General features: G+C 59.9%; 13 protein-coding genes. 3 read left to right on the forward strand and 10 right to left on the reverse strand.

All coding sequences use genetic code 11. From position 1 onward, the window contains the following. Positions 1-179: 179 nt before the first annotated feature. From AC1DLB_RS07145 to AC1DLB_RS07175, 7 genes are all read right to left on the reverse strand, one after another. Entirely contained in the window at positions 180-428 is a 249-nt protein-coding gene (locus tag AC1DLB_RS07145; protein WP_064616337.1) for a hypothetical protein, read from the reverse strand. A 142-nt stretch (positions 429-570) separates the two neighbouring features. Then, entirely contained in the window at positions 571-1,902 is a 1,332-nt protein-coding gene (locus AC1DLB_RS07150; RefSeq protein ID WP_477784799.1) for a DUF58 domain-containing protein, read from the reverse strand. Positions 1,903-2,050: 148 nt separating this feature from the next. Beyond that, positions 2,051-3,052, reverse strand: coding sequence for an AAA family ATPase (locus tag AC1DLB_RS07155; RefSeq protein WP_477744543.1), 1,002 nt, complete (start codon positions 3,050-3,052; stop codon positions 2,051-2,053). Further along, positions 3,049-4,212, reverse strand: coding sequence for a DUF4350 domain-containing protein (locus tag AC1DLB_RS07160; RefSeq protein ID WP_064616340.1), 1,164 nt, complete (start codon positions 4,210-4,212; stop codon positions 3,049-3,051). Before AC1DLB_RS07160 ends, AC1DLB_RS07155 begins: the two co-directional genes overlap by 4 nt. After that, on the reverse strand, positions 4,209-5,753 hold the full coding sequence (locus tag AC1DLB_RS07165; protein WP_477784800.1) for a DUF4129 domain-containing protein: 1,545 nt from the start codon (positions 5,751-5,753) through the stop codon (positions 4,209-4,211). The genes AC1DLB_RS07160 and AC1DLB_RS07165 overlap by 4 nt, the downstream gene beginning before the upstream one ends. Further along, on the reverse strand, positions 5,740-6,717 hold the full coding sequence (locus tag AC1DLB_RS07170; RefSeq protein WP_064616342.1) for a stage II sporulation protein M: 978 nt from the start codon (positions 6,715-6,717) through the stop codon (positions 5,740-5,742). Before AC1DLB_RS07170 ends, AC1DLB_RS07165 begins: the two co-directional genes overlap by 14 nt. Next, complete coding sequence (locus tag AC1DLB_RS07175) at positions 6,714-7,439, reverse strand: RDD family protein (protein ID WP_018926528.1); 726 nt, start codon at positions 7,437-7,439, stop codon at positions 6,714-6,716. Before AC1DLB_RS07175 ends, AC1DLB_RS07170 begins: the two co-directional genes overlap by 4 nt. Before the next feature lie 183 nt (positions 7,440-7,622). Between AC1DLB_RS07175 and sbcB the strand changes: the two genes are divergently transcribed. Next, on the forward strand, positions 7,623-9,053 hold the full coding sequence (gene sbcB, locus AC1DLB_RS07180; RefSeq protein ID WP_064616344.1) for an exodeoxyribonuclease I: 1,431 nt from the start codon (positions 7,623-7,625) through the stop codon (positions 9,051-9,053). Positions 9,054-9,151: 98 nt separating this feature from the next. Here the strand turns inward: sbcB and mvaT are convergent, their stop codons facing one another. Beyond that, positions 9,152-9,529: a histone-like nucleoid-structuring protein MvaT gene (mvaT, locus tag AC1DLB_RS07185; protein ID WP_477784801.1), complete on the reverse strand. Its 378-nt coding sequence runs from the start codon at positions 9,527-9,529 to the stop codon at positions 9,152-9,154. A 327-nt stretch (positions 9,530-9,856) separates the two neighbouring features. Here mvaT and purU point away from each other — a divergent pair, with 327 nt between their 5' ends. Beyond that, positions 9,857-10,705 carry a formyltetrahydrofolate deformylase gene (gene purU, locus AC1DLB_RS07190; protein ID WP_018926525.1) on the forward strand — a complete coding sequence of 283 codons (849 nt, stop codon included), beginning with the start codon at positions 9,857-9,859 and terminating at the stop codon, positions 10,703-10,705. Positions 10,706-10,786: 81 nt separating this feature from the next. Next, positions 10,787-10,963, forward strand: coding sequence for a hypothetical protein (locus AC1DLB_RS07195; protein WP_258613212.1), 177 nt, complete (start codon positions 10,787-10,789; stop codon positions 10,961-10,963). Between the two features lie 19 nt (positions 10,964-10,982). On the opposite strand, the gene AC1DLB_RS07200 is transcribed toward AC1DLB_RS07195, so the two are convergent. Both AC1DLB_RS07200 and AC1DLB_RS07205 read right to left on the reverse strand, forming a co-directional pair. Continuing rightward, complete coding sequence (locus AC1DLB_RS07200; protein WP_477744545.1) at positions 10,983-11,978, reverse strand: lysylphosphatidylglycerol synthase transmembrane domain-containing protein; 996 nt, start codon at positions 11,976-11,978, stop codon at positions 10,983-10,985. Beyond that, the coding region (locus AC1DLB_RS07205; protein ID WP_477784802.1) for a DUF2334 domain-containing protein at positions 11,975-12,712 on the reverse strand (738 nt) is incomplete at its 5' end. The genes AC1DLB_RS07200 and AC1DLB_RS07205, both read right to left, overlap by 4 nt.

Consider the following 12,712-nt stretch of genomic DNA (forward strand, 5'->3'; position numbering starts at 1 on the left):
CAATCAGCCTGGGTCGCTGACACTTGTAGGCAGATGCGCTTCATTCTGTAGCCGTTAGCGCTGCTATTCGAGAAGTCGGGAGGAGGACAACAAGCATATTACTGACCATGAACGTCAGTTGTTACCCGATGAGGAGCATCGGGTAACAGCCGAGGAGAATTACGACTCTTGATGGTTAGCTAGTCATTAGGGTCATGCTTTTTTGGAGCTTGTGATTCTTTAAAATCGGTGGAGATAGAAATAAGTGCCAAAGAGATGAATTCTTGGTTTCGATCTATCGCTTGCAATGCACATCGGATGTTATCCGCTATTTCGGTAGCACCTCGTTGCGCTATCCAATTCGATAGTTCTTCTATAGCGGCCCCCAAAGCCAGTTGGTTCTCATTGATCTGCGTTAGCACTGAAGCAAATAGTTTTGTCTCGTCCATGATGGATTCCTTGCGATAGAGCTTTCAGGTTGTTGAGTGGGACTGGTTTTCGTAAGTACCCGGATTGAGGGCTTGTCGTACGTGCTCGCACGTCATATCCATGTCGGCATCGTGATATGACGATTTTATATACGATTCGACGTTACATCGTTCCAGCTTTTTTCCACCCCAAGTACGCCGTCACCAACTCGGCCCCCAACTCTTGGGGCCGAGCATCCACCACCGGCACTCCATGAGCAMTCAACCGCTCATGGAGCTGCGCCCGGTCATTCAAATAATCCACCGTCCCGCAATAGGCCAGCGCTTCAGGCAAGGTCTGCACCGGGGCGTGCCGTAGATTGTCGAGCAAGTCTTCACGCAGGCTCGCCACCAACACCCGATGCAGTTTGCTCAGGCGTTTGACCGCAGTCAGCAGTTCTTCGTCGTCTTCATCCCTTAGGTTGGTCACCAGCACTACCAGTGCCCGGCGTTTTTGTCGGGCCAGTAGCTGTGTGGCGGCAGCCTGGTAGTCGGCCGGGCGTTGGGTGCTGTCGAGGTCGTAGACGGTGTTGAGCAACACATTGAGCTGGCCTGTGCCCTTGACCGGGGCAAGGTAGTGCGGATGGTTGCTGGCGAAGGTGCTCAAGCCCACCGCGTCGCCCTGGCGCAACGCGATGTAGCTGAGCAGCAGGCAGGCATTGAGAGCGTGATCGAAATGCGCGAGCTCGCCGTCCTGGCTGCGCATGCGACGGCCGCAATCGAGCATGAAGATGATTTGCTGGTCGCGCTCGTCCTGGTACTCGCGGGCGATGGGGGTGCGTTGGCGGGCGGTGGCTTTCCAGTCGATCTGGCGCAGGCTGTCGCCTTCGCGGAATTCGCGCAGTTGATGGAATTCCAGGCCCAGGCCGCGACGTTGGCGCTGGCGTACGCCGAGTTGGCTGAGCCAGTTGTCTACCGCCAGCAACTGGCCGCCGTAGAGGCGGGCGAAGTCGGGGTAGACGCGGGTGGTGTCGGGTATGTTGAGCAGGYGTTTGTCGGACCACAAACCCATGGGGCTCGGCAGGTTGATTTCGCAGTATTCGAAGCTGAAATGGCCGCGCATGAGCGGGCGCAGGCGGTAGCTGATCTGGCTCTGTTGGCCGGGTTGCAGTTCGACCGACAGGGGCAGGTTTTCGACGCTCAGGCCGTCGGGTACGTGGTCGAAGATCTGAATGTTCAGTGGTTGGGTAAAATCATGCTCGACCTCCAATCGCACTTCGCTCCAGCGACCGAGTGCCAGGCTGCCGGGCATTTGTCGCTGGAGGCGCGGTGAGGGCAAACGCTTGAGGCGAATGGCGTCGAGTATCGCCAGGGCCAGCAGGGCCAGCAGTAATCCCCAGTTGATCGATAAAAGGCTTGATGGAACGGCGATGTCCAGCGCCCGTAAGGCGCCCAGCACGATGCCGATGGCTAGCAAGGCCGCAAGCCAGGCCAGTAGAAGCCGGGATGGTTTCATCGGCACACAGTTCCTGTGGCGAGGTAGCTTGCTCCCGCTCCAGTGCGCAGCGCTGGCAAGTTCTTCGCCCTATCAGAAATGTTGGGGCCGCTTCGCAGCCCAGCGGGAGCAAGCTCCCTCGCCACAGGGGTGGTCCGGATGGCCATGTTCACAGGCGTGGCGCCGGCACTTGGTCGAGCAGTTGCTTGAGCACCTGATCGACGTCCAGCCCTTCGATGTCCAGCTCCGGGGCAATCCGCACGCGGTGACGCAGTACCGCCAGGGCGCAACCTTTGATGTCGTCGGGAATCACGAACTCGCCTCCTCGCAACAAGGCGCGGGCGCGGGCGCAACGTGCCAGGGCGATGGAGGCGCGAGGCCCGGCGCCGAGGGTCAAACCCGGCCAGGTGCGGGTGGTGCGGGCCAGGCGCACGGCGTAATCGAGCACCTGATCGTCCAGCGGCAGGTCACTGGCAATGCGCTGCAAGGCCAGCACGTCCTTGGCTTGCAACACGGTGCGCAGCGGTTGTACATCGAGCATGTCGGCGCGGGTCGAGCGGCTGACCTGACGCACCATGTCCAGTTCCTGATCGGCCTCGGGGTAGTCCATGCGCACCTTGAGCATGAAGCGGTCGAGCTCGGCTTCCGGCAGTGGGTAGGTGCCTTCCTGCTCAATCGGGTTCTGGGTGGCGAGCACCATGAACGGTTGCACGATGGGCAGGGCGCGGCCTTCGAGGGTGACCTGGCGTTCCTGCATGGCTTCGAGCAACGCGGCCTGGGTTTTTGCCGGGGCGCGGTTGATTTCATCGGCCAGCAGCAGGTTGGTGAACAACGGGCCTTTGCGCAGTTTGAATTGCTCGGTTTGCAGGTCGTACACCGCATGCCCGGTGACGTCGCTGGGCATCAGGTCCGGGGTGAACTGGATGCGGGCGTATTCACCACCGAAGCACCGGGCGAGGGCGCGCACCAGCAATGTCTTGCCCAACCCCGGCACGCCTTCGAGCAGCACATGGCCGCCGGCGATCAGGGCGGTGAGCACATCGTCGATCACGGTGTTCTGGCCAATCACCGCTTTTTGCAATTCCGTTCTTATCGCCAGGGCCAACTGGCCGGCGCGCTGGCGCTGCTGGGCGGCGTGGGTCTGGGTGCCGGGCTCGATCTGTTCACTCATAAGGCGTTCCTCAAGGTTTGCAGGTGGGCGACCTGACGGCTGAATTCAGCGCTGGACAGCCGCTGTTTCGGTCGCGGGCTCATGGCCTGGCTGATGGCGCGTGTGGGGTGGCCGGTCAGGCGTGCGAGCACCAGCCATTGTTCGGCGACGCCGAGTTGTTCAAAACCGGGATGACGGTGGCGGACACGACGCAGGATGTCTTGCTGCAAGGCGTGCAACAGGCTGTGCTGACCGCTGCGGCGCAGCATGAAATCGGCGCTTGCGCGCAGGTGTTCCTGAAGATGCCGACGCGCCCTTGGGGCCGGCTCCAGCAAAGGGCCGCTGCGCACGCCAACGTGCCAGAAACCCAAAGCGATCAAGGCGATCAGGGCCACCAGGGCTTGGGGAAAGTAACGCCACAACAAGGTCAGCAGACTGTCGTGCTCGGTATTGAACAGCAGGGTCACATCGGTGTCGGCCGTCAGGTACCACAGCAGCCAGGCGTTGTCGTATTGGTTGATGGCCGGGGTTTTCCAGAGGTCGGCGTCGGTGACCACGGTGATTGAACCCAGCCCGTGGCTCAGCTGCATCATGTGCGTGGCCTTGCCACTGTTGGCCCAGGCCTGGGCGAGGTTTTTCGGGTCGTCGAGGTGGAACGCGGTATCGAAGCTGAAGTAGGCCGGCGCCTCTTCGTTTTCCAGATAGAGCTTGGTCAGTTTGGGGTAGGGATCATCGCGCAGATCGGGAGGCGAGTCCTTGAGGTCTTTGCTCAGGAACTGGTGCAACTGCACCCGGTCGAGCAGCAGGTCATTGCTTTGGCCGGTCTTTTCATCCCACAGGGCTTCGGCGACGAATACCAGGCGCCCACCGGCCCGGGTCCAGTTCAACACCTGATCCACCTGGCGCGGCGACATGTTCGAGCGGTCGCCGAGCAACAACAGGCTGTGCTGACGCGGTTCGAGGGTCGGCAGGATGTCGAGGCTGTTGGCGTGGCTGACGGTCAGGCCCTGTTTGCGCAGAAAATGCTCGGCGGCCAGGTAGGGATTGGCCTGGGCTTCAGGGGACGGGCCGTGTTCGATTTGTACCTGATAGGGTGTGGCCTTGAAATACAGGTAAACACTCAGCGCACCCAAGAGCACGACGATGAACACGCCGACCGCCAGCCATGCCCTGCGATTCAACGGACCGCTCCGGGGCCGAACAATGCGCGCCAGCCGTCACACAGTTCCTGTTGCAAATGCGCCGGTGGCAGGCGATGCCCGTAGGCCATGTTCTGCCAGTGTGCGGTCAGGCTTTTACTGAAGGCCAGCAACGCCGGTTGCTTCAAATGTTCAACGCGCTGAAGCACTTCGCCTTCGGTGTCGGCGGGCTTGAGCGTCATGTCGAAGTCGTTCAACAAGTGGCTGAGCAAGGCGCGATAGAGCAAGCCAAGGGCTTCACGCGGGTTGGTTTGCCAGAGGCTTTCGGCGCTGGCCGCAATATCGGCGGGCAGGGTTTCGCGGTTGAGGTCCAGGCCGAACGCCTGCTGCGGCAATGGTCGCGTCACTTTTCGGTTGAGCGCTGGCCGGCGGCTGACGAACGCCTGCAACCAGTCGCGGTAACGCCAGATCAACAGGCCAATGGCGCCGATCACCGCGCCCCACAGCAACACCTCGATCAGGTTGGCCAATGCGCCGAAACGTTGGCTGTCGAGCAAACTGAACAGCGCTTTCAGCCAGGCGGGTGTTTGACCACCGTGCGCAGTATCGTCGTTGGGCTTGTCTTCGCCAAACCGATAGCGGGTCACCGTTTCCTTGTTCTTGAACGGTGGCTGATCGAGGATGGCCTTGATGCTGTCTCGGGATGCCTGACTGGTCAGCGGTTGCTCCAGCAGACGCGGGCTGTCCGGTGACATGCCCGGTTCGGCGGCCCATACGCTTTGCCCCGTCGGCACCAGCACAAACGCCGCCAGCAGTAGCGTGATGACTGCGCTGCTCAGGCGTTGGCGCAAGCGGCGGAACACCAGTTCGATGTCCCAGGCTTCCAGCCGTGTGCGCCGGTTCAGGTAAAGGCTGAAACCACAGGCGACATAAATCGGTTCCCAGACCACCAGCACCAGGGCGTAAAAAGCATTGGTCAGGTGCTCCAGCCAGCGCCAGTCTTGTGTGGCGGCGGCAATCAAGGTCTGCCAGCCCCAGTCGAGTTCGACCTGCAGCGGCAAGAGCATGTAGAACAGCACCATCAGGCCGATCCACAACGCGGTTTCCAGGTGCACGCCGATGATCGTCAGCCATTGCGCGGCACCGGCATTGCGCTGCAACAGCACGCGTAAACGCTGTTGTCGTGCTTCGCCCYCCAGGCCTTCGAGTTGTACCACCGGCATCAGAAAGCTGCGGCTCAGGCTCAGGCGGCGCCAGGTCAGGCTGGCCAGCAGTTGCGGCGGGAGCAGGCGCGGCCATTGGCGCAGGGCCTGTTTCAGTGTGGGTGTTTCGCCGAACATGGCTTTGGACAGGATGTACAGCGGTAGCCGGTCGAACGCCGGTTTGAGCCACCAGAACAGGAGCAGGGCGAGGGAGGGCGACTCCCACAGCATCAAGCTGAGCAAGGTAAAAATCGGTAGGGTCACGATCGCCCAACTGGTCATCAACAGGCGTCGATGGCGCTGACTCAGCAGCACCCCCAGGTCCATGGCTTCCCAGTTTGTGCGTGGGCGAATCACTGCACTGGCGTCACTCAGGCGCATGGCGGGTCCGTCCGGCAAACAGCAGATAAGTCGCGACCAACACCCAGAGCGCTGCGCCGACCAGGTATTTGGTCAGCGGCGTGACTCCGGTCCGCGACGACCAGTAGGCTTCTATAAACGCTGCAATCAACAAAAACAGCATGACCCCGCAAATCAGCAACACGCTCTTGCTCGCCGCCACTCGCAGGGCTTCGGCGCGGGGCAAACGTCCCGGCGCGATCAACGCCCAGCCCAGTTGCAGGCCGGCGGCACCGGCCAGGGCAATGGCGCTCAGTTCGAAGGCGCCGTGCCCGATCACGAATGACCAGAAGGTTTGCCCGTAGCCGATGTGCGTCAGGTGCCCGGCCACCGCACCGATCATCAAGCCGTTGAAGAACAGGAAAAACGCGCTGCCCAGGCCAAACAGCAAACCGCTGGCGAAGGTCTGAAACGCGATGCCGATGTTGTGCATGATGTAGTAACCGAACATCTCCCAGTCTTCACTGGCCGCCCGTTCTGCCAAGCGCCCCAGATGACCGGCGACAGGGTCGTACATGCTTTGCATTTCACTGACCTGCTCGGCCGGGATCAGGTTGTAGACCAGTTCCGGGAACAGATACACCAGCAGCCCGATGCCAATCAGGCTGCCAAAAAATATCAGGCTGGCGGCAAGCACGAAGGGCCATTGTTCGCGCACCAGACGCGGGAAGTCGGCAAGGATGAAGCTCAGTACGTTGGCCCTCAGCCAACTGCGATGCCGATAAAGCTGTTGATGCCCGCGCAGCACTTGTTGCTGTAACGAGTCGACCAAAAAGCTGCTGTAACCACGCTCCTGAGCCAGGGCCAGGTGTTGGCAGAGCCGTCGATAGTCGCTGGGGAAGCTGGCGACTCGCGAGGTTTCCTTGCCGCGTTCCAGCCGTTCGAGCATGAGTGCAAATTGCTCCCATTCGGTCTTGTGGCGGCTTTCGAATAGGCTTTGCTTCATGTCGGGCCCAACAGTCCGCGGGCGATGCCGTTGAGTTCGGCCACGGCCTGCGGCGCTGAAACGTGCAGCGGTTGCGCGAGTATCGAGGCGAGTTCACCTGCCCGCGCCTCGGAGAGTTCACCCTGGCGCTCGGCAAACCCGAGGATGGCGCGTTGCTCGGTCAGCGTCAGCGCGAAAGCGGCACGGCGCGGCGGGGCATCGGGTAACTGCGGTCGGGTGAGCGGTTGTTCGCGGTAGATCACCAGCGTGCCGGCGGCCAGGTCGCCGAGGCGTTTGAAGGTGGGATGTTGCAGGCAACTGATCGCCCCGAGGAAGTAGCCGAACGGCAACATGTCGACAAATCGCAACAGGTTGCGCAGCAAGGACGCGGACCAGCCGATCGGGGTGCCATCGTCGTGCACCACGCGCAATCCCATCCATTGCTTGCCCGGCGAGCGCCCCTGATTGAGCACCTCGAACAGCACCATGTACCACCAGCTCACCACGAACAGCAAAATCGAGCCAAGCCCCGCGCCGAGTTTGCCGAGGAACGCCAGCACCATGAACAGCAGGCCCAGGATCAACCCGCGCAGGCCCAGGTCGATGGTGAACGCCAGCGCACGGACCATCAACCCGGCCGGGCGCAGTGGCAAGTCGATGCCTTCGGGCGTTTCGACCTGATACCGCGTATCCAGTGGCGGGGCCAGCGTTGCTTTCCGTGGCAGTGCTGTGGTCTCGAGCATGGGCAACCTTGCTGTGGCCGGTTTGCGATTCGATGTCCGTTCGATGCTAGCAGCCTCTCGGGGGGAAACGACATAACTATGTATTGCACGGTATGCGGCCGGAGGTGATTGAATGACAACATTTMTGGTCGAGGCAGCCTGTGTGCGCCTAGACTTCGCCGGTCTTCTGTTCAGGAACAACCCGTGACCTCGATCTTCTGGTACGACTACGAAACCACTGGCATCAACCCCCGTTGCGACCGTCCGTTGCAAGTGGCGGGGATTCGCACCGACTTCGATCTCAATGAAATAGACGAGCCGGTCAATCTCTACTGCCAGCCCAGTGACGACATCCTGCCGCATCCGGCGGCTTGCGCGATCACCGGTATCACGCCTGGTCTTCTGGCCGAGCAAGGTTTGAGCGAAGCCGATTTCATGACACGGGTTCATGCCCAGCTCGCCCTGCCCGGCACTTGTGGGGCAGGGTACAACACGCTGCGTTTCGACGACGAGATGACCCGTTACAGCCTGTATCGAAACTTTTTCGACCCCTACGCACGGGAGTGGCAGGGCGGCAACAGCCGCTGGGACCTGATCGACATCGTGCGCGCGGCTTATGCGTTGCGTCCCGATGGCTTCGTCTGGCCCACGGATGACGAAGGGCGGGTGACGCTCAAGCTCGAACGCCTGACCGCCGCCAATGGCATCGATCACGGAAATGCCCACGAGGCGCTATCGGATGTTCGCGCCACAATCGCCCTGGCGCGTCTGATTCGTGAAAAACAGCCGAAGTTGTATGACTGGCTGTTTCAGTTGCGCAGCAAACAAAAGGTGATGGACCAGATTCGGCTGTTGCAGCCGATGGTGCACATTTCCGGGCGCTTTTCGGCGGCCCGCCATTATGTCGGCGTGGTACTGCCACTGGCCTGGCATCCACGCAATCGCAACGCGCTGATTGTCTGTGACCTGCACCTGGACCCTCAGGGGCTGCTCGATCTGGATACCGAAACCTTGCGTCAGCGGCTTTATACACGCCGTGACGATCTGGCCGAAGGCGAACTGCCCGTGCCGCTCAAGCTCATACACATCAACAAGTGCCCGGTCGTGGCGCCGTTATCGGTACTTCGTCCCGAAGATCAGCAACGTTTGGGGCTGGACATGGCGCTCTATCAGGAACGGGCGCTGCGGCTAAGTGCCGCACAACAACTTTGGCAAGATAAAGTCTCGGGAGTTTATGCCCGCGAGGATTTCGCCGCGAGCCTGGACCCCGAGCAACAGTTATACGACGGTTTTATCGGCGATCGGGATCGGCGTCTATGTGAGCAAGTCAGAGCCGCCGACCCTGCGCAATTAGCACAAGAGCAGTGGCCTTTCGATGATGAACGTTTGCCCGAATTATTGTTTCGTTATCGCGCACGCAACTTTCCGGATACGTTGAGCCCGGAAGAGCAAGAACGCTGGCGAATATTTTGTCAGCAGCGTTTGTCCGTGCCGGAGTGGGGCGCTCCCAATACGCTGGAAAGTTTTCTGACAGCTGCCGCCCAATTGACGATTAGTCCTACATCGTTTCAGCAAGAGGTTCTGGATGAATGGCAGATTCATGTCCAGGCATTACGCAAACGTTTGAATATTTGAAAACGAAAATGACTTGCGATTGAATTCCGGGCATAAAAAAACGCCAGCATTTGCTGGCGTTCTTTTGGTCGCGGATCAGTCTGCGACGCGCTTGCGGCTTAGCCCAGCAGGGTAGCCCAGCCTTCAACCACGTCACCGCCCCACTTGGCTTTCCACTCTTTCAGAGTTTTGTGGTTGCCACCTTTGGTTTCGATGACTTCGCCGTTGTGCGGGTTTTTGTATTGTTTAACTTTGCGAGCACGCTTGGTGCCAGTAGTTTTTACTGCGCCGCCACGTGGAGCCTTGGTTTTGRACTCTGGATCCAATAGGGCAATGATGTCACGCAGGGATTTGGAGTATTCGCCCATCAGGGTGCGCAATTTGCCTTCGAATTCCAGCTCGGTTTGCAGTTTGTCGTCTTGGGACAGGTTCTTCAAACGGGCTTGCAGCTCTTTGATAGCTTCTTCGGTGGCGCGATATTCGTTGATCAAGGACATGAGGACTACCTTATGTTGGCGCTGGATGACAGGGTGACAGTGCGACAATAATAGTCAGGGTGTTTCATCAAGTAAACATTTAACCGAAGTTTTACTTAAATTAGTTGCGGTGAATAGGACACACATTGGAGAGGCAGTTAAATAGCGTCACAAATATTCACAGTTAACCTCTTGAAGGCTGGCTACAAGAGCACCATGCACTGGCGTATGGCACCGCCGGAACCTGTGCCGATGACCGCAATCCGCAGCCGCGCGTCATCAATACTGCAGTTTTGCTGCGCAATCGCTAGAATGGCGGCCTTTGCGAAGTTCTGGAGTTTCCCCCTCATGCGCACTTTTCGGCTGGTGATTGCTTGCCCGGACCGCGTCGGTATCGTTGCTAAAGTCAGTAACTTTCTGGCGTCACATAACGGCTGGATCACTGAAGCGAGCCATCACTCGGACAATCAGAGTGGCTGGTTCTTCATGCGTCACGAAATTCGTGCTGATTCGCTGCCTTTCGGTATCGAAGCCTTTCGCGAAGCGTTTGCACCGATTGCCCAAGAGTTCTCGATGGACTGGCGCATCACCGACACCGAGCAGAAGAAGCGCGTGGTGTTGATGGCCAGCCGTGAGTCCCATTGCCTGGCTGACTTGTTGCACCGCTGGCACAGCGACGAACTGGACTGCGAAATCGCCTGCGTGATTTCCAACCATGACGATTTGCGCAGCATGGTCGAGTGGCACGGTATTCCTTACTACCATGTACCGGTCAACCCACAGGACAAGGAACCGGCCTTCGCCGAAGTCTCGCGCCTGGTCAAACAGCACGACGCCGAAGTGGTGGTACTTGCTCGTTACATGCAGATTCTGCCGCCTGACTTGTGCAGCGAATATGCCCACAAAGTCATCAACATTCACCATAGCTTCCTGCCGTCGTTCGTCGGCGCCAAGCCGTATCATCAGGCTTCGATGCGCGGTGTGAAGTTGATCGGTGCCACTTGCCACTATGTCACCGAAGAGTTGGACGCCGGTCCGATCATCGAGCAGGACGTGGTGCGTGTCAGCCACAGCGACAGTATTGAAGACATGGTGCGCTTCGGTCGTGACGTCGAGAAAATGGTGCTGGCCCGTGGCCTGCGTTACCACCTGGAAGACCGGGTGTTGGTGCACGGCAACAAAACCGTCGTGTTCTGACAACCATACGGTTGAAATCCGAAGGGCCTGGGCGTTCAATCGCTTCAGGCCCTTCGCCGTTTCTGCACCGAGGACATGACCATGGCCGATCCGCTGGATAAAGCCGTTTCCAAGGCGCCCGCCACATTGGGCGAGGGCTGTTTGAGCCGCTACGATCCGGACGACCTGAGCCCCGAAGACGGCACGGAGTTTCCCGGCGCCGCCGAGTTGTGGGAGCAGTTGCAGGACGATTCCGACGATACAGCCAGGGGGGCCTGAAAAGACCCTGTGGCGATCTTTAAGCTTGCTTGAACTTCATCAACTTCTTCAGCAATGGCCGCCCGAGCATCAGCAGAAACACCGGGCCACCGACCACCAGATAGAAGTAATAAGTCACCGTCCGCCAGATCAGAATCGCTGCCGCCGCGGTGGATTTCCCCACCATCGGCGCCAGCAGCGCCGCCGATGTCAGTTCCGCCGCCCCGGCACCGCCCGGCAACAGACTGAATTGCCCCGCACTCAATGACAGCATCTGGATCAGAAAGCACCAGGCCCATTGCAAGTCCACGCCCAGCCCGCGTAATGCCAGATACAGCACGCTATACCGCAAGATCCAATGCAGGCAGGTCAGGGCAAACACCGTGATCAATGTTTGAAAGGGTAACTTCAGTGTGTCGGTGAATGCCGCCAGGAAGTGCAGGAGCTTTCGCGCCCAACGAAGCCGGGTCGCTTCCTTGACATTGAAACGGGCGAGCAACCGACCACTCAGGCGAATCAGCGAACGGTGGCAGCGAGCCATCAATACACAGCTGAACAGCCCGCCGAACAACGAGATGGCGCTGACCGTCAGCATCCATTCCAGGCGCTGACTGAGGTGCTGGAACAGTGCATAAATCAGAATCGCGCTCAGCGCGCAGAGAAAAAACAGCAAGTCGCTCAACTGGTCCATGGCGAACACGGCGCTGCCCCTGGCCGGCCGCACGCCGTGGCGCGCCAACAGGGCCATGATGGTCAGCGGTCCACCACTGCCGCCGGGGGTGGCGCAGTAGGCGAACTCGGCGGACATCACCACCCCGAGGCTTTTGAGTCGGCTCACCTTGTCACGCTGATCGCCCAGCAACAGGCGCAAGCGCAGGGTGTTGAGCACCCAGCACAACAGGATCATGCCGAACATGATCAGCAGCCATTCCAGCGGGAAGCGTTGCAACCGCGACCATGTCTCGCCGCCGCCCAGCAACGCCGGGATGAGCACCGCAGCGAGCAGCGCGATGACCAGCAGAATTCCCCGGCTCATGCTGCGCGACCGATGGGGTCGCGTTGCAGTTTCAACCAACCGGCCTTGGTCATCGGCACACGGCCCTCGTCGAGCAAGCGCTTGAGCGTTTGCAGCCAATATTGACGCGAGAACTCATGGCGCATGTCCACCGGGTGCAAGCCGAGACGAATCACCGGCGCCTGGCGCCAGCGCTGTTCGCGCTGATCGCTGACGATTTTCGACAGGCCACGGCGCCAGGCGCTGCGTGCGCTCCAGACCAGGCCTGGGGCATCGATCGCAGTGAAATCCGGCAAACGATACAGGTGCTGCGAATCGCTGGTGTAGCGCAGCGGTAACTGACGCAACGCCTGACGGGTGCCTTCGCTCATCAGCCAGGCGGGGGCGACAAAGCCTTCGAGCGGCCAGTTGTAGCGATGGAATACCTCGATTCCGGCGCGCAGGCGGGCGAGGGCGGCGTCTAGAGGCAGGTCATAGAACTCGCCTTCATGGGTATAGATCCTGCGCATGAACCAGTCTCGGGGAGTGGTGGGAATCGCCCCTTCATCGCAATGGTAGTAACCGTGCAGTACCAGTTCGTCGCCGCGAGCGACGCGACGGCTCAGCAAACGTCGAAACTCCGGATGTGCGTCAAGGTCGTCATGTTTGTGGAAATTCGGCACCACCAGCCAGGTCATCGGCACTGTACCCAGTGCGTCGACGGCTTCGACGAAGGCCTGGTAATCGGGCCAGGTCTGCGGTGCAACGTCGTGTAG

The sequence above is a fragment of the Pseudomonas sp. 05N434 genome, from assembly GCF_056396965.1.